This is a genomic window from Kitasatospora sp. NPDC023385, from assembly GCF_055664045.1.
Genome location: NZ_JBVOOL010000001.1, coordinates 277,989 through 298,172 on the forward strand (window position 1 = coordinate 277,989; position 20,184 = coordinate 298,172).

General features: G+C 74.5%; 18 protein-coding genes. 8 read left to right on the forward strand and 10 right to left on the reverse strand.

Features of this window, described 5'->3' with window-relative positions; translation table 11 throughout:
- The first annotated feature begins 226 nt into the window (after positions 1–226).
- Entirely contained in the window at positions 227–1,024 is a 798-nt protein-coding gene (locus tag AC0B61_RS01210; protein WP_471738828.1) for an inositol monophosphatase family protein, read from the forward strand.
- A 77-nt stretch (positions 1,025–1,101) separates the two neighbouring features.
- On the opposite strand, the gene AC0B61_RS01215 is transcribed toward AC0B61_RS01210, so the two are convergent.
- The 4 genes from AC0B61_RS01215 to AC0B61_RS01230 form a co-directional block, all read right to left on the reverse strand.
- Positions 1,102–2,616, reverse strand: coding sequence for a pyridoxal phosphate-dependent decarboxylase family protein (locus tag AC0B61_RS01215; protein ID WP_471738499.1), 1,515 nt, complete (start codon positions 2,614–2,616; stop codon positions 1,102–1,104).
- Positions 2,613–4,091, reverse strand: coding sequence for a diaminobutyrate--2-oxoglutarate transaminase (locus AC0B61_RS01220; protein ID WP_471738500.1), 1,479 nt, complete (start codon positions 4,089–4,091; stop codon positions 2,613–2,615). Before AC0B61_RS01220 ends, AC0B61_RS01215 begins: the two co-directional genes overlap by 4 nt.
- 205 nt (positions 4,092–4,296) lie before the next feature.
- On the reverse strand, positions 4,297–5,022 hold the full coding sequence (locus AC0B61_RS01225; RefSeq protein ID WP_471738501.1) for a response regulator: 726 nt from the start codon (positions 5,020–5,022) through the stop codon (positions 4,297–4,299).
- A complete protein-coding gene (locus tag AC0B61_RS01230; protein WP_471738502.1) occupies positions 5,019–6,806 on the reverse strand; it encodes a sensor histidine kinase in 1,788 nt (595 codons plus the stop codon). Before AC0B61_RS01230 ends, AC0B61_RS01225 begins: the two co-directional genes overlap by 4 nt.
- Positions 6,807–6,960: 154 nt before the next feature.
- Between AC0B61_RS01230 and AC0B61_RS01235 the strand changes: the two genes are divergently transcribed.
- Positions 6,961–8,397 carry a cation:dicarboxylate symporter family transporter gene (locus AC0B61_RS01235; RefSeq protein WP_471738503.1) on the forward strand — a complete coding sequence of 479 codons (1,437 nt, stop codon included), beginning with the start codon at positions 6,961–6,963 and terminating at the stop codon, positions 8,395–8,397.
- A gap of 125 nt (positions 8,398–8,522) precedes the next feature.
- On the opposite strand, the gene AC0B61_RS01240 is transcribed toward AC0B61_RS01235, so the two are convergent.
- Positions 8,523–9,500 (reverse strand): hypothetical protein, encoded by a 978-nt coding sequence (locus AC0B61_RS01240; protein WP_471738504.1) that lies wholly within the window; start codon positions 9,498–9,500, stop codon positions 8,523–8,525.
- Positions 9,501–9,592: 92 nt separating this feature from the next.
- A complete protein-coding gene (locus tag AC0B61_RS01245) occupies positions 9,593–10,132 on the reverse strand; it encodes an RNA polymerase sigma factor (protein WP_471738505.1) in 540 nt (179 codons plus the stop codon).
- Positions 10,133–10,419: 287 nt separating this feature from the next.
- On the opposite strand from AC0B61_RS01245, the gene AC0B61_RS01250 reads away from it, so the two are divergent.
- A complete protein-coding gene (locus AC0B61_RS01250; protein ID WP_471738506.1) occupies positions 10,420–10,791 on the forward strand; it encodes a hypothetical protein in 372 nt (123 codons plus the stop codon).
- A 104-nt stretch (positions 10,792–10,895) separates the two neighbouring features.
- Here the strand turns inward: AC0B61_RS01250 and AC0B61_RS01255 are convergent, their stop codons facing one another.
- Complete coding sequence (locus AC0B61_RS01255; protein ID WP_471738507.1) at positions 10,896–11,963, reverse strand: RNA ligase (ATP); 1,068 nt, start codon at positions 11,961–11,963, stop codon at positions 10,896–10,898.
- A 366-nt stretch (positions 11,964–12,329) separates the two neighbouring features.
- Here AC0B61_RS01255 and modA point away from each other — a divergent pair, with 366 nt between their 5' ends.
- The 3 genes from modA to AC0B61_RS01270 all read left to right on the forward strand — a co-directional run bounded on the left by modA (position 12,330) and on the right by AC0B61_RS01270 (position 15,239).
- Entirely contained in the window at positions 12,330–13,190 is an 861-nt protein-coding gene (gene modA / locus AC0B61_RS01260; protein ID WP_471738508.1) for a molybdate ABC transporter substrate-binding protein, read from the forward strand.
- Between the two features lie 92 nt (positions 13,191–13,282).
- Positions 13,283–14,089 (forward strand): ABC transporter permease, encoded by an 807-nt coding sequence (locus AC0B61_RS01265; protein ID WP_471738829.1) that lies wholly within the window; start codon positions 13,283–13,285, stop codon positions 14,087–14,089.
- Positions 14,090–14,162: 73 nt separating this feature from the next.
- A complete protein-coding gene (locus AC0B61_RS01270) occupies positions 14,163–15,239 on the forward strand; it encodes an ABC transporter ATP-binding protein (RefSeq protein ID WP_471738509.1) in 1,077 nt (358 codons plus the stop codon).
- Between the two features lie 86 nt (positions 15,240–15,325).
- On the opposite strand, the gene AC0B61_RS01275 is transcribed toward AC0B61_RS01270, so the two are convergent.
- Both AC0B61_RS01275 and AC0B61_RS01280 read right to left on the reverse strand, forming a co-directional pair.
- On the reverse strand, positions 15,326–16,006 hold the full coding sequence (locus AC0B61_RS01275) for a response regulator (RefSeq protein ID WP_471738830.1): 681 nt from the start codon (positions 16,004–16,006) through the stop codon (positions 15,326–15,328).
- A 44-nt stretch (positions 16,007–16,050) separates the two neighbouring features.
- Positions 16,051–17,358 (reverse strand): sensor histidine kinase, encoded by a 1,308-nt coding sequence (locus AC0B61_RS01280; RefSeq protein WP_471738510.1) that lies wholly within the window; start codon positions 17,356–17,358, stop codon positions 16,051–16,053.
- 197 nt (positions 17,359–17,555) lie between these two features.
- Between AC0B61_RS01280 and AC0B61_RS01285 the strand changes: the two genes are divergently transcribed.
- Together AC0B61_RS01285 and AC0B61_RS01290 are read left to right on the forward strand one after the other, a co-directional pair.
- Positions 17,556–18,473, forward strand: a complete 918-nt coding sequence (locus AC0B61_RS01285; protein WP_471738511.1) for an ABC transporter ATP-binding protein — start codon at positions 17,556–17,558, stop codon at positions 18,471–18,473.
- A complete protein-coding gene (locus AC0B61_RS01290) occupies positions 18,470–19,225 on the forward strand; it encodes a hypothetical protein (RefSeq protein WP_471738512.1) in 756 nt (251 codons plus the stop codon). Before AC0B61_RS01285 ends, AC0B61_RS01290 begins: the two co-directional genes overlap by 4 nt.
- A 103-nt stretch (positions 19,226–19,328) precedes the next feature.
- Here the strand turns inward: AC0B61_RS01290 and AC0B61_RS01295 are convergent, their stop codons facing one another.
- Positions 19,329–20,114 (reverse strand): aminoacyl-tRNA hydrolase, encoded by a 786-nt coding sequence (locus tag AC0B61_RS01295; RefSeq protein WP_471738513.1) that lies wholly within the window; start codon positions 20,112–20,114, stop codon positions 19,329–19,331.
- Positions 20,115–20,184 lie beyond the last annotated feature (70 nt).

Consider the following 20,184-nt stretch of genomic DNA (forward strand, 5'->3'; position numbering starts at 1 on the left):
GGCGAGACGCGACGGGGCGAGGCGACAACCTGCGACGAACAGATTTCAGCTGACAGATTTCAAAATCTGTCAGCTGAAATCTGTCATCTGTTTCCTGTTCGCGGCCGGCTCGCCCTCGCCCACGCCCCAACCCCATAGCCCTCGCCCCGCAGCCCCCGTCCCCCGCCCGCCCTCTTCCCGCACTCATGGGAGAGTGGTAGGCAGCGAAGGGAGCGCAAACGTGCTGATGGACAAGGTGGCGGAGATACTCGCCGAGGCTTCGGCCGAGGTGGTGGAGCCGCGCTTCCGGGCGCTGGCCGCCGGCGAGGTGATGGAGAAGGCGCCCGGCGAGGTCGTGACGGTCGCCGACCGGGAGGCCGAGGCCATCATCGCCCGCCGCCTGTACGAGCTGCTGCCGGTCCCCGTGGTCGGCGAGGAGGCGGTCTCCGCTGATCCCTCGCTCGCCCAGGCCCTCCACGACGAGCCCGCCGCCTGGCTGGTCGACCCGGTCGACGGCACCGCGAACTTCGTCGCCGGCCGCCCCGAGTACGCCGTGATGTGCTCGCTCGTCCGCGACGGCCGGACGGTCGCCTCCTGGATCTGGCAGCCCGCCACCGCCACCGCCTACCGCGCCGAGCTGGGCTCCGGTGCCTGGCGCGACGGCGAGCGCCTCACCCGCCCGCCCGCACCGCGGGACGCCACGAAGCTGCGCGGCTCGGTGAAGAGCCGCTACCTCGACCCCGCCCACCGCGCCCGGCTGCAGGCCAACGTCTCGGCCTTCGGCGAGATCACCCCGGGCCGGCATGCCGCCGGGATCGAGTACCCCGACCTCGTCGAGGGCCGTTTCGACTTCCTGCTCTACTGGCGCACCCTTCCCTGGGATCACGCCCCGGGCTCCCTGCTCGTCACCGAGGCGGGCGGCATGTCGGCGCGTCTGGACGGCACCCCGTACCGTCCGGAGGCCCCCGGCTGCGAGGACGGTCTCCTGGTCGCCGCCGACCCCGACACCTGGGAACTCACCCGCAAAGTGCTCCTCGGCGACTGACGGCGCCGGGGCCGAGCGCCTTTCAACAGCACCCCCCAGTAGCGCCCCTTCAGCAGCGCCCCTGCCTGCCCCCGCTCCTACCCCGCGCGTTCCCCCGCCACCTTGCGGCCCGCGCCGACCACCTCCCGCAGCAGCGTGCCGACCTCCCCCGCCGTGGTGTGCGGGTTGAGCAGCGTGAGCTTCAGCCGGACCCGGCCCGGCCCGGCCCCCGGCAGCTCCGTACGGCCGACCACGGCCCGGCCGGTGCGCAGCAGCAGGCGCCGCAGTCGGCCGTTCATCTCGTCCAGCGCCGCCTCGTCCGTCACGCCGGGTGGGCGGTAGCGGAAGAGGACGGCCGTGAGGACGGGCTCGGCGTGGAGTTCGAGCGAGGGGTCGGCGCGGACGGCGTCGGCGGCCGCGTGGGCCAGGTCGTGGCAGGCGTCGACGAGGCGGCCGAGGCCGTCGCGGCCGAGGGTGCGCAGGGTGACGGCGAGTTTGAAGGCGTCGGCACGGCGGGTGGTGCGCAGGGAGCGGCCGAGCAGGCTGGGGTAGCCGGCCTGCTCGTCGTCGACCGGGTTGAGGTATTCGGCGCGGCGGGCGAGCGAGACGTAGGTTTCGGCGCGGCGGACGAGGAAGACCCCGGCGGCGGCCGGCTGCCAGCCGAGTTTGTGCCAGTCGAGGGAGACCGAGTCGGCGCGGGCGATGCCGTCGAGCAGCGGGGCGAGCCGGTCGGAGAGGAGTGCCCCGCCGCCGTACGCGGCGTCCACGTGCAGCCAGGCGCTGTACCGGGCGGCGAGGTCGGCGGCTGCCGTGAGGGGGTCGATCGCTCCGGTGTCGGTGGTGCCGGCGGTGGCGACCACGGCGATCGGGGTCCGGCCGGTCCAGCCGGCCTCAGCCAGTGCCCGTTCCAACTCGCTTTCACGCATGCGGAGTTGCCGGTCGACCGGGACGGGGACGACGGCCCGTTCGCCGAGCCCGAGCAGCGCGGCGGCGCGCTGGACGGAGAAGTGCGCGGCCTCGGAGGCGAGGATGCAGGGGCGGACGCCGGCCGGGAGGCCGTCCAGTTCGACGATGCCGTCGAGCTTCTGGTCGCGCGCCAGCATGAGCCCCATCAGGTTGGACTCGGTGCCGCCGGAGGTGAGGACTCCGGCGGCGCGCCGCGGGTCGTAGCCGACCAGTTCGGCGAGTTCGGCGAGCAGCGAGGTTTCCAGGGCGGTGGCCGCGGGGGCCTGGTCCCAGGAGTCCTGGGAGGGGTTGAGGGCGCTCACGGCGAGGTCCGCCGCGGCGGCGACGGCGAGCGGCGGGCAGTGCAGGTGCGCTGCGCAGGCCGGGTCGGCGGGGTCGGCGGCGCCGTAGGCGAGGAGTTCGGTGAGCCGGGCGAGCGCGCCGCGCCCGTCGGCGGCGGCGAGGGCGTCGCCGACCAGCGCGGCGATCTCGGCCGGGCTGCCTGCCGGCAGTGGTCCGGAGCGCATGGCGATGCCCGCGTCGAGGGCGTCCAGGACGGTGGCCAGCAGGGGTCCGAGCGCGCCGGGGCCGCCGGCACCGCCCGCCAGGGCGTCCGCCGGGACCTCGCCCCCCGGCAGCCCGACCGGACCGGACCCGAGCCCGCTCACCGCTCCCCCCTCCCCGCCCCGTTCGCCGCAGCGGACAGCCCCGCCGCGCCAGCCGCGGAGGCCGTGCCCGCCCCGGGAGCGGAGGCGGCCGCGATCGCCTCCGCCAGCCGGTCCAGCACCGCCGTGACCTGCTCGTCCGTGATGGTGAGCGGCGGGAGCAGCCGCAGCACCGCGTCGTGGCGTCCGCCGAGTTCGACGATCAGGCCTCGCTCCAGGCACGCCTCCCGCACCCGTACGGCGAGCGCCGGGTCCGCCGGGTGGGCGCCGCAGGCGTCGGCCCGGGCCGCCGGGTCGACCAGTTCGATCCCGAGCATCAGCCCCCGGCCGCGCACGTCGCCGATCACCGGCAGTTCGCCCGCGAGTTCGCGCAGTCGGGCCGCCATCCGCTCGCCGACGGCGGCCGCGCGCTCGGCGAGCCCGTGCGCCGCGACGTGGCGCAGGGTCGCGGCGCCGGCGGCCATGGCGAGGGTGTTGCCGCGGAAGGTGCCGGTGTGGGCGCCGGGCCGCCAGCCGTCGTAGTCCTCGCGGTAGACGACGACGGCGAGCGGCAGGCTGCCGCCGATGGCCTTGGAGAGGACCATGGCGTCCGGGACGATGCCGCTGTGCTCGACGGCCCACATCGCGCCGGTGCGGCCGACGCCCGTCTGCACCTCGTCGACGATCAGCGGGATGCCGCGTTCGGCGGTGATCCGGCGCATGGCGCGCAGCCAGCCGTCGGGCGCGGGCACGACGCCGCCCTCGCCCTGGACGGCTTCCAGCACCATCGCCGCGGGCGGCACCACGCCGCCCGACGGGTCGTCCAGCAGCCGCTCGACGTACGTCGCGCCGAGTTCGGTGCCCGCCTCGCCGCCGACGCCGAAGGGGCAGCGGTAGCCGTACGGGTAGGGCAGCCGGACGACGTCGCCGCCGCTGGGCAGCGGTTCCTTGACCGCGACGTTGCCGCTGAGCGCGAGGGCGCCGGCGGTCATGCCGTGGTAGCCGCCGGTGAAGGCGAGCGCGCCGGAGCGGCCGGTGGCGGTCTGCATCAGCTTGAGCGCGGCCTCGACGGCGTCCGTGCCGGCCGGGCCGCAGAAGTGCACCCGGGCGCGGGCGGCGAACTCGGCGGGCAGGCTCTCGAAGAGCGCGCTGGTGAAGTCGTCCTTCTCGGCGGTGGCGAGGTCCAGGAGGTGGAGTGGGGCGCCGCTGTCGAGGGTACGGCGGATGGCCTCCAGCACGACGGGGTGGTTGTGGCCGAGGGCGAGCGTGCCGGCGCCGGACAGGCAGTCGAGGTAGCGCCGCCCGTCGGCGCCTTCGACGGTCATGCCGTTGGCGCGGACCGGGACGATCGGGAAGGAGCGGGCGTACGTTCTGGCGGCGGATTCGCGGACGCGCTGACGGCGCAGGATGGCTTCACCGCCGGCGGGGGTCGGCGCCGGGGCGCCGGCCGTGGTCGGGGCGCCGGAGGCGGCCTGGGCAGGTACGGCAGCGAGCGACACGACAAACCCCCAAGAAGTTAGGTAAGCCTAACTTTATCGCTCCTGGCCTGGCGGAACGCCTGCGGGGCGCCCACAACCACCCGAGCGAGTGAACGTCCCCCACGTTCCCCCGCGTCCTCCAACGACTGCCGCGCCGAAAGGTCACGCCCCGAAAAGCCACGCTCTGGAAGGTCACGCCAGGCAACGCCCCCGGCCGCCGGAGCCGTCAGGGCTTCGCCCGCCACCGGTAGCAGAGCTCCGGCCGCCCGACACTCCCGTACTGGGGCTCCCGCACCGCCCGTCCGGTGTCCACCAGGTGCTCCAGGTAGCGGCGCGCGGTGATCCGCGAGACCCCGGCGGCGGCGCCCGCGGCAGCCGCCGACAGCCCGGTCGCGGCGTCCCGCAGCACCGAGACGACGGTGTCCAGGGTGGGCGCGCTCAGCCCCTTGGGCAGGGTGCTGCGCTCGGGCGTCCGGAGCAGGGCGAACGCCTGGTCGACCTCGTCCTGGCCAGTTGCCTCGCCGGTGCGTCCGAGGCTGTCGCGGTAGCGGGCGTAGCGTTCCAGGCGGTCGTGCAGGGCGGCGGCGCTGAACGGTTTCAGCAGGTACTGCACGACGCCCGCCGAGACGGCCTGCCGGACCATGGCGAGGTCGCGGGCGGAGGTCACCGCGATGACGTCGGTGCTGTGGCCGACGGCGCGCAGGGTGCGGCACAGCTGCAGCCCGTGGCCGTCCGGCAGGTAGAGGTCGAGCAGGGTGAGGTCGACGGGGGCCCCGGCGGCGCGGGCCCGGTCCAGGAAGCGCAGCGCGTCGGCGCAGCTGTGGACCGTACCGGCGGCGTGGAAGCCGGGTTCGCGCTCGACGTACAGGGTGTGGGCGGCGGCGGCCACCGGGTCGTCCTCGACGATCAGGACGGAGATGCCCGCCGCTCCGGCTTCGGCGCGCGCGGTCATGACGGCGCCCCTTCCCGCTCGCGCCCGGCCCGCTCGCGCCCAGCCGCCACTCGCCCTTCGCGCTCGGGCTCTGCCCACCCGCCTCCGGCCCGCCCGCCCTCGACCCGCCCGCCCCCGCCCGGCTCCCCCGGTCGGCCGGCCAGCGGCAGCCGGACCGTGAGCATCGCCCCGCGTTCCCGGCCGACCTCGACGGTGCCGCCGTTGCGCCGGGCGGTCTGGGCGACCAGGGCCAGCCCGAGGCCGTGCCCCCGGCCGTCCTGCTTGGTGCTCCAGCCGCGTCGGAACACGTCCTCGACGGCGGCCGGGTCGATGCCCGCGCCGGTGTCGGCGACCCGCAGCAGCAGGCACGCGCCGGGGGTGCCGTCCCCGTCGATCCGCGCCGTGACGGTGACCTCCGGTGGGACGGGGCTCTGCGCGGACCCGGCGATGGCGGCGTCCACGGCGTTGTCGATCAGGTTGCCGAGCACGGTGATCAGGTCCCGCGCGGAGAGCCCGGCCGGCAGCACCCCGTCGTCGATCCGGCTGTCCTCGGCGAGGGTCAACTCCACGCCGCGTTCGGCGGCTTGGGCCGCCTTGCCGAGCAGCAGCGCGGCCAGCACCGGCTCGCTCACCGCCGCGACCACCCGGTCGGTGAGCTGCTGGGCGAGTTCGAGCTCGGCGGTGGCGAACTCCACCGCCTGTTCGTGGCGGCCGAGTTCGATCAGTGAGACGACCGCGTGCAGCCGGTTGGCGGCCTCGTGGGCCTGCGCGCCGAGCGCTTCGGTGAAGCCGCGCACGGAGTCCAACTCGCCGCTGAGTGCCTGCAGTTCGGTGTGGTCCCGGAGGGTGACCACCCGGCCGAGACCGGTGCCGATGGTGGAGGTGTTGAGCACCACGACCCGTTCGGCGGTCAGGTGCACCTCGTCCCGGACCGGCTCCTCGCCCAGCACGGCCGCCACCAGCGCCTCCGGCAGGCCCAGGTCCGCCACCGGCCGACCGTCCACGTCGCCTGCCAGGCCGAGCAGTTCGCGGGCGGCGTCGTTGCACAGCACGACCCGGTGCGAGCGGTCGAGCAGGACCAGCCCCTCCCGCACCGAGTGCAGCGTGGCCTGGTGGTACTCGTAGAGGTGGCTGAGCTCGTCCGGCCCCATGCCGTGGGTGTGCCGCCGCAGCCGGGAGTTGGCGAGGTAGGTGCCGGCGCCGCCGAGCGCGAGGGCGGCGACCGCCACCCCGACCAGGGCCAGCAGCGGGCCGCTCAGCTGCGCGGAGATCGACTCGACCGTGCGGCCCGCGCTGACCAGCGCGACGACCCGGTGCCGGTCGTCCCACACCGGTGTGACCACCCGGACGGACGGGCCGAGCGTGCCGGTGTACGTCTCGGTGCGGGTCTGCCCGGCGAGCGCCCAGTCGATGTGCCCGAGGTAGCGCTTGCCGATCTGCTCGGGCAGAGGGTGGGTCCAGCGCACGCCGTCGGTGTCCATGACGGTGATGAAGGAGACCCCGGTGTCCGTGCGCACCTGCTCGACGTACGGCTGGAGGACGGCGGTCGGGTCCGGCCCGGTGACGGCGGCGCGGACGGACGGCGAGTCCGCGACGGCGTGGGCGACGGCGGTGACTTCGCGCCGGGCCGCGTCCTCGGCGCGCCCGGCGGTGAAGAGGTACGCGAGCACCGCGCCGCCCGCGACCACCGCGGCGACGATCACCACCTGGACGACGAACAGCTGCCCGGCCAGGCTGCGGACCAGCCGACTCGACAGGAGGGGCCACCGGCGGAGCGAGCGGGCGGGGGTGGTGCGCTCGGACATGTGAGCCAGTGTGCACCACGGTCCGCCCGGGCGACCCGGGTGCACCGATGGTGAACTCTATGAACGCAAACGTGACCTCCGTCACGCCCGGGGCCCATAGTCGGAGCGGCCCACCACCCGGGGCCGCCAGGACTGCAGGGCGAAGGAGCCGCAGATGTCGATCGCTGGAGCCGCAACGGCGGGGCCACCCAGACGCAAGGACCGGACCCACTACCTCTACCTCGCCGTGATCGCCGCGGTGGTCGCGGGCGTGGTGGTCGGGCTGGCCGCCCCCGGCTTCGCCGTGGAGCTCAAGCCGGTCGGCACCGGTTTCGTCAACCTGATCAAGATGATGATCAGCCCGGTCATCTTCTGCACCATCGTGCTGGGCATCGGCTCGGTGACCAAGGCCGCGAAGGTCGGCAAGGTCGGCGGCCTCGCCCTCGGCTACTTCCTCGCCATGTCGACCGTCGCCCTGGCCATCGGCCTGGCCGTCGGCAACCTGCTGGAGCCCGGCAGCGGCCTTCACCTGACCGCCGCACTCGCCAAGTCCGGCCACGCCCAGGCGGCCGCCGGCGGCGCCCAGTCCACCGCCGACTTCCTGCTCGGGATGATCCCCGACACCATGCTGTCGGCCCTCACCCAGGGCAAGGTGCTGCAGACCCTGCTGGTCGCCCTGCTCACCGGCTTCGCCCTGCAGGCGATGGGCCCGGTCGGCGCCCCGGTGCTGCGCGGGATCGAGCACGTGCAGCGGCTGGTCTTCCGCGTCATGGCGATGATCATGTGGGTCGCGCCGATCGGCGCCTTCGGGGCGATGGCGGCCGTGGTCGGGGCCACCGGCACGGCCGCCCTGAAGAGCCTCGCCGTCATCATGATCGGCTTCTACCTGACCTGCGCGCTGTTCGTCGTCGTGGTGCTGGGCGCGCTGCTCCGCGTGGTCGCCGGGATCAACGTGTTCGCGCTGCTGAAGTACCTCGGCCGCGAGTTCCTGCTCATCCTCTCCACCTCCTCCTCCGAGAGCGCCCTGCCCCGCCTCATCGCCAAGATGGAGCACCTCGGCGTCAGCCGGCCGGTCGTCGGCATCACCGTGCCGACCGGCTACAGCTTCAACCTCGACGGCACCGCGATCTACCTCACCATGGCGTCGATCTTCATCTCCGAGGCGATGGACAAGCCGATGTCGATCGGCGAACAGCTCTCGCTGCTGGTGTTCATGGTGATCGCGAGCAAGGGCGCCGCCGGGGTCACCGGCGCCGGCCTGGCCACCCTGGCCGGCGGACTGCAGTCGCACAAGCCCGCGCTGGTGGACGGCGTCGGCCTGATCGTCGGCATCGACCGCTTCATGTCCGAGGCCCGGGCGCTCACCAACTTCGCGGGCAACGCCGTCGCGACCGTGCTGATCGGGCGCTGGACCGGCGAACTCGACGCCGAACGCGCCCAGCGGGTGCTGGCCGGCGAGCTGCCGTTCGACGAGCTGACGCTGGTCGACGGCCACGGAGCCGGGAACCCGGCAGCCGAGGGCGCGCCGGGAGCCGACAGCGAGCCGGACGCCGCCCCAGACGCCGCGCCAGAGGCGGTCCCCGCCCAGGGCGCCACGCCCGCCGCCGCCTGAGCGACGGCACACCCCGCTCCCCCGGTTCGGCGCCTCCCCCACCCCCGGAAACGGCGCCGGGCCGGGGGCCTCCTTTTCCCCGGCCCTTGGGCTTCCTCAGTCCCCGGCTGCCGCGGCCTGTGGCGTCACAGCTCCTGCGAGCCGCTGACCGCCCAGGCCACCCCGCTGGCCGGATCCTCCAGCGCGAGGTGCAGGTGGTGCAGCCCGGCGGACGGCTCCTGCCAGGTGAAGCAGCGCATCCGGGCCACCAGGGCGTTCACCTCGCCCGGGTCCGGCCCGTCCGCCCCCGCCATCGCGGCCAGCGCGCGCCACAGTCCCAGCCGCCCGTGCGCGCAGCCCTGGGTCCGTCCGACGGCGGCGGCGCGTACCAGCGCCGGGTAGGCGAGGGCGAACGGCAGGTACCCGCCGACCACCCGCCGGCCCCGGGCCAGCAGGGCGGCCGCCAGTGGGGCCTGGCCCCGGACGCAGACCACCTGCGCCCACGGCGCCAGCGCGCCCAGTGCGTCCAGCGCCCGGGCGATCCGCTGCCCGTCGGGCCGTACGTCCGTCCGCTCCACCGGCGTCGGCAGTTCCACCTCGCCCAGGCCCTCGCGGCTGGCGGGCAGGGTCAGCAGCGCGCAGCGCGCTCCCCCGCCGGGCAGGTACTCGCGCACCCGCGCCGCCTCCTCCCACCCCGCCGCCTCCCACGGCTCCAGCCGCAGTGGCACACTCTCCGGATCGGGCTCGGCGCCGTTCGAGAGGTCCTCGCCGAGCAGCACCCGGGTGTGCGCGACGAGTCGGCGCACCGGCGCGGGGCCGAGCAGCGGGGCCAGCCGCAGCCAGGAGTGCCGGGTCGCCAGGACCTCCCAGAGCGGACCGGCGTCGTGGTCGGCCACCCCGGCGACCGTCCCCTCGCCGCCGTCCCGGTCGAACAGTCGGACGGCCAGCTCGGGCGGCGCCGCGTAGGCGATCAGATGGCCGAGCGGCGCGGTCAGGGCCGCCGCGGCCTCGTCCCCCGCCTCGGCCACGGCGGCTGCCCGGCCCTGCCGGTAGGCGGCGAGCAGCTCGTGCCAGCGGCCGTCCTCGGCCAGGGCGCGCAGGCGGTGGTCTTCGTACGTGATCACGATTTTCAGCGTACGGGCCTGGGGCCGCGCATCAGCCGACTTGCCGTCAGCTCGGTGCGTCGGCCTCGCCCGCACCCTCCGCGGGGCGACCGCTAGCCCCGACCCCGCTCGTGCTCCCGTTCGAGGACGGCGCGCAGCCGACCGTGGGCGCGGCGCCGGGTGACGGCCAGGGTGCTGCGGTGCAGGCCGAGCAGTTCGGCGGCCTCGTCGATGCTGTAGCCGTCCAGGTCCACCAGCACCACCGCGCGGGCCTGCTTGGCGGTCAGGAAGCCCAGCAGCCGGAGCACCTCCCACCGCGCCTGCAGCTCGGCCACCCCGCCCGCCCGCGGATCGGATGCCGTATGGCTCCGCTCGACCCCCTCGCCCGCCTCCGGGACCTCGGGCATCGCGACCCTGCGGCGCTCCCGGCGCCACTGGTCGCGCAGGATGTTCACCATCGTGGTGAACGCGTAGGCGTACGGCTGCGGATGGCCGAGGAAGCGCTCGGGCCGGCGGGCGATCCGCAGGTACGCGTCGTGAACGATGTCCCCGGCGGCAAGCGGACTTCCGGTGAGTGAGACGGCCGCCTGCTGGAGCCTGGGCAGCAGTTCGGTGAACAGCCGGTTGAATTCGGCTGGTTGACCGTCGCCCACGCGCGGGCCGAAGTCTTTCCCAGCCCGCCGCCGCCCGCACTCCGACCGCTGCAATCCGCCATGCCGCTCTCCCCGGGAATCGGCACCCCGAACGCCCGATCGGGCCTGGTCACGGCCCGGCGGACGCGTTGTGATACAGGTCACATGATAGTTCGTCGTCTCACCGTGCGCAGTCATTCGTGTGCTATACGTCACCGGCCGTGCGAGAGGCGGGAATTCACCCCCGCCGCAGACCCTCGACGACCGGGACGCTCCGCCCGACGGGTACGTCAGCAAGGAGAACCACCATGCGAGGTCACATCGCCCGCAAGATCGCCACGTTCGGGATGGCCGCCGCCGCCACCCTCGGCGCCCTCGGGGCCACCACGCTGCCGGCCGCGGCGGCGCCCGCCCCCGACCAGACCGTCACCCCCGGAGCCGTCGCGGCCTCGAACACCGTCGCCGCCTCGCCCTACCGCTGCGTCATCACGGCGAACTACGGCTGGCGCTGGGTGGGTTACTGCAACGTCTACTCCGGGCAGCTGCGCACCATCACCTACTGTGCCGACGGCTCGCACAGCACCGGCCTGTGGATCGGCGCCCGGCCGCAGGCGTGGGACGTCTGGGGCAACTGCCCGGGGTCGAGCTGGACGAAGATCGTCTTCCAGTGGCACAGCTGACCATCCGCCGGGCCGCCACGGCGGATGACAGCTGACAGATTTCATCATCTGTCAGCTGTCAGCTGTTTTCTGTTATCTCTCCGATGAACCCTCGTGCGTACGGCCTACTCGTACTCGGTGCCGCCCTTGCGCGTCAGGTAGGCGTCGCCGACCACCTTGGCGATCGCCCGCCCGCCGAGCAGTAGGCTCCAGCGCTCGGTCACGGGCCGCACCACTACGCCCTCGCGCACGTGGAGTCCGCGCCCGGAGTAGGTCTCCTTGCCCCCGGCGTACCCCAGCACGGTCTCCGGGTCGAACGGCCCCCGCCACAGTTCCGGCACCAACGGCAGCTGGCCGTCCAGCAGTTCGGCGGCGGACAGCCAGGTCGGCTTCCCGTCCACCAGGGCCGACACGTCGAACGCCGCGTAGCCGGGCCGCCCGGTGCGCGCGGAGGCCCCGTAGCTCAGATCCTGCACGCCCTCGCCGAAGACCTCGCCGAAGATGCCGATCCGCTCGGCGCCGAGGCGCTCCGCCAACCGGGCCGCCACCGCCGGGATGTCGTACGCGCGCACGGCCCGCCAGTAGAGGTTGCGCTCGTCCTCGGCCAGCGCCAGCCCCTGGGCGCCGATCCCCTTGGAGGACACCTGCACGTCGCCGGTGGCGGCGGTGTACGTGACCAGGCAGCAGCTGCCGTGCAGCTTCTCGGTCAGCACCACCGGCTCGCCAGGCGCGAAGATGTCGGGGTAGCGCTTGAGGTTCTCGATGTCGACCCAGGGCAGCAGGTCCGGGGCGCTGACCACCTCGCCGTTCATCGACGTCGGCACCGGCGGCTGCCACTTGACCACTCCGAGCAGTTCGGCGAAGTCCTCGCCGTGCTCGGCGGCGGCGGCCAGGTCGGCACCGGAGAGCGCGGCGGGGCGGCAGACGATGCCCTGGGAGAGCTCTCCGCGCAGCCGTACCGCCTTCACCCGGTTCGCCTGGGCCCCGGCCAGCTTGCCGGTCAGCCCCAGCTCCTCGATCAACTCGCCCGGGAGGACGGACTGTTCGGGGATGTATACGGCGTAGTCCCCGGTCCGGTAGACGCCTCTCGCGACCACCGCCCGGTAGAGGCCGACCTGGGCGAGCTCCAGGGCATCGGCGTTCGGGTGCTCCAGGATGGTCAGCTTCTCGGCGGTGACGCGCAGCGTGGACATGGACGGACTCCTCCCCTTGGCCCGACCGCGGCGGCACTCCTGTGCGGCCCAGCCGGGTGTACGGACGGGGATCACTCTGGCCGCTCGACCCCGACGGCGCGACGCAATTTCCGCGCTCCCCCGCAATGGCCCGCACCACCCCGGCGACCGCCCCCGACCGCCCGCGCCGACCGCCCGCGACGTCCGCGCCGCCCGCCCCTCGTTTGAGCCATCCCACAGCAGGTCCGAGGCCGCTCCAGGCCCCGCCTGTGCGAAGTAACAGAGGATTTATCGCTCGCATTTGCGGCACTATGATCGCCGTAATGGCCGCACGTGCGGTCAGGCCTCCGCGCCCCTTCCGGCGCGCACCCCGGAGGGGAAGCACCGATGAGCACCCGTACGACCACCACCACCCGCAGACTCGCCGTCGCCGCCGCTGCGGCCCTCGTCCTCAGCCTCGGGGTCACCGCCTGCGGCAGCGACGGCGGCAAGTCCTCCGGCGCCTCCCCCTCCGGCGCCGCACCCACCACGGCGGCCTCCGGAGCCGCAGCCGGCAGCGGCGTGCCGAAGGCCGGCGGCAGCATCACCGTGTTCGCCGCCGCGTCGCTCAAGGAGAGCTTCACCGAGCTCGGCAAGAAGTTCGAGGCCGCCAACCCGGGTGCCAAGGTCACCTTCAACTTCGGCGGCAGTTCCAGCCTCGCGACCAGCATCAACTCCGGTGCCCCGGCGGACGTGTTCGCCGCCGCCAGCCCGGCCACCATGAAGACCGTGACCGACGCGGGCGGTGCGAGCGGCCAGCCGACGACCTTCGTCAAGAACACGCTCACCATCGCCGTCCCCAAGGGCAACCCCAAGCATGTCGCGGGCCTCAAGGACCTCACCGGTTCCGGCGTGAAGGTCGCACTGTGCGCGAAGGAGGTGCCGTGCGGTGCCGCCGCCCTGACCGCGCTCAGGGCCGCCGGCGTCGACCTCACCCCGGTCACCCTGGAGCAGGACGTCAAGGGCGCGCTCACCAAGGTCGAGCTCGGCGAGGTCGACGCCTCGCTGGTGTACAAGACCGATGTGCAGGCCGATGCTGCGAAGATCGACGGTGTGGACTTCCCCGAGGCCGACAAGGCCGTGAACGACTACCCGATCGCCGCGCTCGCCAAGGCCCCGAACAAGGACGGCGCCGCCGCGTTCGTCGTGTACGTCCAGTCGCCCGAGGCCAAGCAGGTGCTGACCGCGGCGGGCTTCCAGGCACCGTGAGCGACCGCACCACCGGCTCCGACGGGGACGGCTCGACCGGCCGGAACGGCTCCCCCGGCGGGAACGACCCGGCCGGCGGAACCGGCCAGGCGGTGCCGCGCCGGCGGCCCCGCTCGCACCGGCACCGTGTCCCGGTCACCCTGCTGCTCCCGGCGCTGCTGGGACTGGCGTTCCTGATCCTGCCGCTGGTCGGCCTGCTGGTCCGGGCGCCCTGGAGCGGCCTGTCCGAACAACTCGCCAGTACCGCCGTCTGGGACGCGCTGCGCCTGTCCCTGATCAGCGCGACGGCGGCCACCGCCGTGTCGTTGGTCCTGGGGGTACCGCTGGCCTGGCTGCTCGCCCGTACCGAGCTGCCGGGCCGGCGGGTGGCCCGGGCGCTGGTCACCCTGCCGCTGGTGCTGCCGCCGGTGGTCGGCGGTGTGGCGTTGCTGCTGGTGCTCGGGCGGCGCGGCATCGTCGGCTCCTGGCTGGACTCGGCCTTCGGCATCACGCTGCCCTTCACCACCACCGGGGTGGTGATCGCCGAGGCCTTCGTGGCGATGCCGTTCCTGGTGATCAGCGTCGAGGGTGCGCTGCGGGCCGCCGACCCGCGGTACGAGGAGGCGGCCGCGACCCTGGGCGCCTCCCGGCTGACCGCGTTCCGGCGGGTCACCCTGCCGATGATCGCCCCGGGGATCGCCGCCGGGGCCGTCCTGGCCTGGGCCCGGGCGCTCGGCGAGTTCGGTGCGACGATCACCTTCGCGGGCAACTTCCCCGGCCGCACCCAGACCATGCCGCTGGCCGTCTACCTGGCCATGGAGTCCGATCCGCAGGCCGCGATCGCGCTGTCGCTGGTGCTGCTGGCGGTCTCCGTCGCCGTCCTGGTCGGCCTGCGCGACCGCTGGCTGTCCACGCCGTGACGCCGCCCGCGCCCCCGACCGCCACCATGGACCGCAGCCGGGCCGCCCCCTCGGACACCTGGACGCCGACTCGATGATCACCGACCACACCACCGGCGGCGCCCTCGACGCCCGACTGCGGATCGAGCGCGCCGCGTTCACCCTCGACCTCGCCCTCACCGCCGCCCCCGGCGAGGTGGTCGCGCTGCTCGGCCCCAACGGCGCCGGCAAGTCCACCGCGCTGCGCGCCCTCGCCGGGCTGCTCCCGCTCACCGGCGGCCATCTGCGCCTGGACGGCCGGCTTCTGGAGGACCCGGCGCGGCGCGTGCACACCCCTGCCGAGGGACGGCCGGTCGGCGTGGTGTTCCAGGACTACCTGCTGTTCCCGCACCTCAGCGCGCTCGACAACGTCGCCTTCGGCCCGCGCTGCCAGGGCCGGCCCAAGCGCGCCGCCCGGGCCGAGGCGGCCGTCTGGCTGGAGCGGATGGGGCTGGCCGACCACGCCGCAGCCCGCCCCGGTCGGCTGTCCGGCGGCCAGGCGCAGCGGGTGGCCCTGGCCCGGGCGCTCGCGGTCCGCCCCCGGCTGCTGCTGCTGGACGAGCCGCTGGCCGCCCTGGACGCCCGCACCCGGCTCGACGTACGGTCCCGACTGCGCCGCCATCTCGCCGAGTTCGAGGCGGTGGCGGTCCTGGTGACGCACGACCCGCTGGACGCGATGGTGCTGGCCGACCGGCTGGTGGTGATCGAGGACGGGCACGAGGTGCAGTCCGGCAGCCCGGCCGAGGTCGCCCGGCGGCCGCGTACCGACTACATCGCCCGCCTGGTCGGGCTGAACCTGTACCAGGGCCGGGCCGAGGGCAGCCGGGTCACGCTCCCGGACGGCACCGTCCTGGCCACCACCGAAGAGCTGGACGGCCCGGCGTTCGTCGCCTTCCCGCCCTCCGCCGTGACCCTCTACCGGGAGCGGCCACAGTCCAGTGCGCGCAACCTGTGGAAGGTCGAGGTCACCGGCCTGGACCTGCACGGCGCCCAGGTCCGCGCCGATCTGACCGGCGACCTGCCGATGGCCGCCGACGTCACCCCGGCCGCCGTCGCGGAGCTGGGGCTGGCGCCGGGCGTCGCGGTCTGGGCCTCGGTCAAGGCCACCCAGACGCACGCCTACCCGGCCTGACGCTCCGCCCGGCGCCGCCCTTCCGACCTCCTGCCCGCCTGCCCGCCTGCCCGCCTGCCCGCCTGCCCGCCGCGAGGCTGGCGGGGCTACTCCGACGGCTCGACGAACCCCGACTCGTACGCGGCGATCACCGCCTGGGTGCGGTCCCGCGCGCCCAACTTCGCCAGCACGCTGCTGACGTGCGTCTTCACCGTCTGCACACCGAGGAACAGCTGCTCGGCGATCTCCCCGTTGCTGAGGCCGCGCGCGACCAGCCGCAGCACCTCCGTCTCCCGCTCGGTCAGCGCCGCCCGTTCCATGGCCGTACGGGCGGTCGGGTTGCCGTGCCCGGCCGCCAGGCGGCGGATCGCGGCCGGGAACAGCAGCGACTCGCCCGCCGCCGCCAGCCGTACCGCGTGAACGATCTCGGCAGGGCGGGAGCGTTTGAGCAGGAAGCCGTCGGCGCCCGCGCGCAGCGCCTGGTAGACGTAGTCGTCGTTCTCGAAGGTGGTCACGACCAGGATCCGCGGCGGCCGCTCGCCCGGGGCGCCCGGGCGCAGCAGCTCACGGGTGGCCGCGAGTCCGTCCATCACGGGCATCCGGACGTCCATCAGCACCACGTGCGGGCGCAGTTCACGCGCCAGGGCGACCGCCTCCGCGCCGTCGGCCGCCGCGCCGACCACCCGCAGGTCGCCCTGCGCCTCCAGGACGGCCCGCAGGCCGACCCGGACCAGTTCCTCGTCGTCGGCGAGCAGGATGTCCGTCGTTCCCGTAGTGCCCCCGGCCATCCCGCTGCCGCCCCCGGTCCGGCCGTCAGCCACAAGGTCGTTCGTCACGAGCCCAAGCGTAGGGGCAGCCGGACGCTCAGCACCCACTCCCCGCTGCCGTCCTCCGCCGTGCCCGCTCCCGCCGTCGCCGCACCGCCGAGCAGTGTGGCGCGCTCGCGGATGCCGCGCAGGCCCTTGCCGCCCTTGCGCACCCCGCCCGCCGGGAGCCGCGCCCCGCCGGCCAGGGGTCGACTCCCGTCGCCGGGCAGCCGATTGGCGCAGCGCAGCTCCAACTGCCCGTCCTGAAAGGCGATCCGGACGTCGACGGGCTCGCCGGGTGCGTACTTGAGCGCGTTGGTGACGCCCTCCTGGACGATCCGGTAGGACTCGCGCGAGAGCACGCCGGGCAGCGCGCCGGCCGGCACCCGGATCCGCGCGTCGACCGGGCTGCCGGCCGCTCGCACGGTGTCGAACAGCGCGGGGAGCTGGGCGATGCCGGGCTGTTCGGCGGCCCCGCCGTTCGCCCCGGGCGGGGTCTCGCGCAGCAGGACGAGGGTGCGTTCCAGGTCGTCCATGGCCTGGCGCCCGGTCTCCTCGATGACTTCGAGCGCCTTCGCGACGAACGCCGGATCCCCGACCTCGCGCGCCGCGCCCGCCTGAAGCACCGTCACCGTCAGTGCGTGGCCGATCGAGTCGTGCAGCTCGCGGGCCAACCGGTTGCGTTCCAGCAGGCGTTCGGCTCGCAGCTCCGCCTCCGCCAGCCGCTCCGCCGGGGAAGGTCCCAGCAGCCTTACGGCCATGGCGAGTTGGATCCGCCCCGCGAACACCAGGAACCAGCCGAAGCCGAGCACCGCCGGCGGGACGAGCGGGAGGTACCGGAGCGCGTGCGGACCGGTCAGCCGCTCGAAGCCCGCCGCGAGGCCGAAGGCCGTCGCGAAGCCGACCACCGAGCCGAGCGCGACCCGCCCGATCAGCCAGCCGGCCGTCCGCCGCCGGTCGGCCCAGCTCCGGGAGGGCTCGGTGGCGATGTCCTCCTCGCGGTCGGGCACCAGCAGCAACCGCGCCTGCACCCCCTCCGCACGCCGCGCCGCCGGGACGAGGGCGACCAGCGCGAGCAGCACGGCGTCCAGCGATACGCCGGCCGTCACGATCGCGCCGAGGCCCTTCCGGTACGTCCCCGGATAGATCATCAGCACCACGCCCGCGAAGATCCACCCGACCAGCAGGTGCAGCAGCCGCCCGTACGTGGCGCCGGCCATCAGCGGGGCGAGCAGCCTGGACGCTGCCGCACCGAAGGCCGTCGCACTGGGCCCCGCCGGGGCGGGCGATCCTTCCTTGGCCGCTCGGCTCCTAGCCGCCTGGTTCCTGGGCATTGGGCCATCCTGCCAGGTCAGCGAGGGCCGCGGGCTCCCGCGCAGGTCGCCCGCGGCCTCCCTCCCGAGAGGGAGGCGGCTCCCCGCCCTGGCGGGATCCGCCGGACCGGCGCCCTCCGGTCCAATGGAGCCACCGCCCGGAGCAGCACGGCGAGCGCCGACGAAGCGCTCGCTCCGACGATGAGGGGAGCCCGGCCGTGATCGAGATCCAGGGCCTGACCAAGGAGTACGACGGCAGGCGCGTCGTCGACAACCTGACCTTCGAGGTCCGACCCGGCGTGGTGACCGGCTTCCTCGGCCCCAACGGCGCCGGCAAGAGCACCACCCTGCGCCTGGTCCTCGGCCTCGACCGCGCCACCGCCGGACGCGCCCTGGTCGGCGGCCGCCCGTACACCGAACTCACCGACCCGCTGCGCCAAGTCGGCGCACTGCTGGACGCCCAGGCCCTGCACGGCGGCCGGACGGCCCACGGTCACCTGCGCTGGCTCGCCGCGAGCAACGGGCTGCCGGGGCGCCGCGGCGACGAGGTACTCGCCCAGGTCGGCCTGGCGGAGGCGGCGGGGCGCCGGATCCGCGGCTTCTCGCTCGGCATGCGCCAACGCCTCGGCGTGGCCGCCGCGTTGCTCGGCGACCCGCCGGTCCTGATGCTGGACGAGCCGGTCAACGGCCTCGACCCGGAGGGCATCCGCTGGATCCGAACCCTGCTGCGCGACCTGGCCGCCGAGGGCCGGGCAGTGCTGGTGTCCTCCCACCTGATGACCGAAATGGCCCTCACTGCCGACCGCTTGGTGGTGATAGGGCGCGGCCGGCTGCTCGCCGACGACGCCACCTCCGAGTTCATCGACCGCCACGGCCGCACCCGGATCCGGCTGCGCGCCGTCGACCCGACCAAGCTGGCCGCCCTACTCGGCGGCACCGGCCACGACCTCGACGCCACCGACGTCGGCGGCGGCGCCTGGGAGGTGAGCGGCGCCGAACCCGAGCGGATCGCCGCGCTCGCGGCCGCCAACGGCGTGGTGCTGTACGAGATCGCGGTCCAACAGGACTCACTGGAGGAGGCGTTCATGCGGATGACCGCCGACAGCGTCGAGTACCGGGCGGAGACCGCCGCATGAGCGCCGTCCACGCCTTCCGTGCCCTCCGAGCCGAGCGGATCAAACTCACCACCCTCCGCTCGCTCTGGGTCACCCCGCTGCTCGCCCTCCTGCTGACCGCCGGGGTGACCACGGCCGTCGGCTCCATCCTTGGCGGCTCGGACCGCAACATCATCGACGATCCGAGCGTCGGCGTCTTCTACGGGCTCAACTTCGGCCAGGCGGCCCTGACGTGCTTCGGCATCCTGCTGATCGGCCCGGAGTTCGGCACCCGCATGATCGACGTGTCGCTCACCGCCGTCCCCCGGCGCGGCCGACTGTACGGCGCCAAGCTGGCGTTGGGCGCCCTGGTCGGCCTCACCGTCGGCGCCGTCGACACGGCGGGCGCCTTCGCCGGGTACGCGGCCACCGTTCCCGGCGCCTGGGACGGGCCCGCCCTCGCCCGCAGCGCCGTCGCCGGGGTGCTCTACCAGGCGCTGTTGGTGGTGTTCTGCCTCGGGGTGACAGCCCTGCTCGGCAACCTCACCGCCGCCCTGGGGCTGCTGGTCCCGACCGTCTTCCTCCTGTCGCCGCTGCTCGGCGGCGTCCCCGGAGTCCGCCGGGTGGTCCAGTTCCTGCCCGACCGGGCCGGCCAGTACGCGATGCGGTACGTCGACGACCCGCAGGTCGCCTACGGCCACTGGACCGGACTGCTGATCATGGCGGCCTGGACGGCCCTCTCGGCCTACGGCGGACTGCGGGCGATGCGCCGGTACGAGGCCTCCGACGGCTAGCCGCTCCCGAACCGACGGGTGACAGGCGACAGATAACAGCTGACAGATTTCGAAATCTGTCAGCTGTTATCTGTCAGCTGCCATCTGTCACCCGTCAGCCGTTTCACCGCAACGCCGGATGCTCCGCGATCACCGTGCAGCTGCCGGGCGCGATCTCGGTGAAGCCCGCGTCCTGGACCACGGGCAGCCCGCTGCGGACGAGTTCCTCCCACGTCTCCGGCGAGGCCGCCCGCACCGCCAGCGCGAAGCCGGACTCAGCCCACTCCTTGCGCTGCGCCTCGTCCAACCGCCACCACGCGAGCTGGGCGGCGTGCCCGGTCTGCGCCATCGTCTTGCCCGCGCTCATCTCCAGCTCCGGGTTGAGCCACAGCACCGGCACCCCCGGCTCGGGCGCGCCGACCTCGGCCGTCTCCTCCAGGTCCGTCCCGGAGACCTGCAGCTTGGCGAGCTCCTTCGGCCAGCCGTCCAGCGGAACCGGCGGGAAGACCCGCACCTCCGCTTCCCGTCCCCGCACCGTGATCCCCGGCAGCTCGCCAGCCCGGCGCCACTCCCCGCCCCGGGCCCGGCGAACCACCTTGCGGATCCTGGCGTCCTCCCAGGCCGCGACCCGCTCCGCCCACTCGCCGTCGACCTCGGTCACCCGCGGGTCGGCCAGCAGGGTGAGCACCGCCCGCGCCGAGGTCTCCAGCGCGTCCGTCCGCCCCGGCGGGGTGGCCCGCTCCAATCGGACGAGCAGCGGCAGCACGTACTGCGGCCGCTCGTCGCGGTCCTCGCCGGCCGGGGAGTCGCCGGCGCCGGGGTCAGGGTCCGAGCCGGCGTCGGCGCCGAGGTCGGGAGAGGAGGAGGAAGGCAGGGGAGCGGAAGCCGGGGCATCGAACGGAGAAGTCACCCGTCCAGCATGCCAGCCCCTCCCCGCCCGGTTCGGCCCGCCCCGTTCGGCCGGCCCGGCTCACTCCGCC

Bases quoted from the DNA above. Each gene is read 5' to 3' on its own strand.
- AC0B61_RS01250 (WP_471738506.1), top strand. From the start codon at position 10,420: ATGCGAGGTCACATCGCCCGCAAGATCGCCACGTTCGGGATGGCCGCC.
- AC0B61_RS01210 (WP_471738828.1), top strand. From the start codon at position 227: ATGGACAAGGTGGCGGAGATACTCGCCGAGGCTTCGGCCGAGGTGGTG.
- AC0B61_RS01280 (WP_471738510.1), bottom strand. From the start codon at position 17,358: ATGCCCAGGAACCAGGCGGCTAGGAGCCGAGCGGCCAAGGAAGGATCG.
- AC0B61_RS01275 (WP_471738830.1), bottom strand. From the start codon at position 16,006: ATGGCCGGGGGCACTACGGGAACGACGGACATCCTGCTCGCCGACGAC.
- AC0B61_RS01255 (WP_471738507.1), bottom strand. From the start codon at position 11,963: ATGTCCACGCTGCGCGTCACCGCCGAGAAGCTGACCATCCTGGAGCAC.
- AC0B61_RS01235 (WP_471738503.1), top strand. From the start codon at position 6,961: ATGTCGATCGCTGGAGCCGCAACGGCGGGGCCACCCAGACGCAAGGAC.
- AC0B61_RS01270 (WP_471738509.1), top strand. From the start codon at position 14,163: ATGATCACCGACCACACCACCGGCGGCGCCCTCGACGCCCGACTGCGG.
- AC0B61_RS01225 (WP_471738501.1), bottom strand. From the start codon at position 5,022: ATGACCGCGCGCGCCGAAGCCGGAGCGGCGGGCATCTCCGTCCTGATC.
- AC0B61_RS01230 (WP_471738502.1), bottom strand. From the start codon at position 6,806: ATGTCCGAGCGCACCACCCCCGCCCGCTCGCTCCGCCGGTGGCCCCTC.
- AC0B61_RS01290 (WP_471738512.1), top strand. From the start codon at position 18,470: ATGAGCGCCGTCCACGCCTTCCGTGCCCTCCGAGCCGAGCGGATCAAA.
- modA (WP_471738508.1), top strand. From the start codon at position 12,330: ATGAGCACCCGTACGACCACCACCACCCGCAGACTCGCCGTCGCCGCC.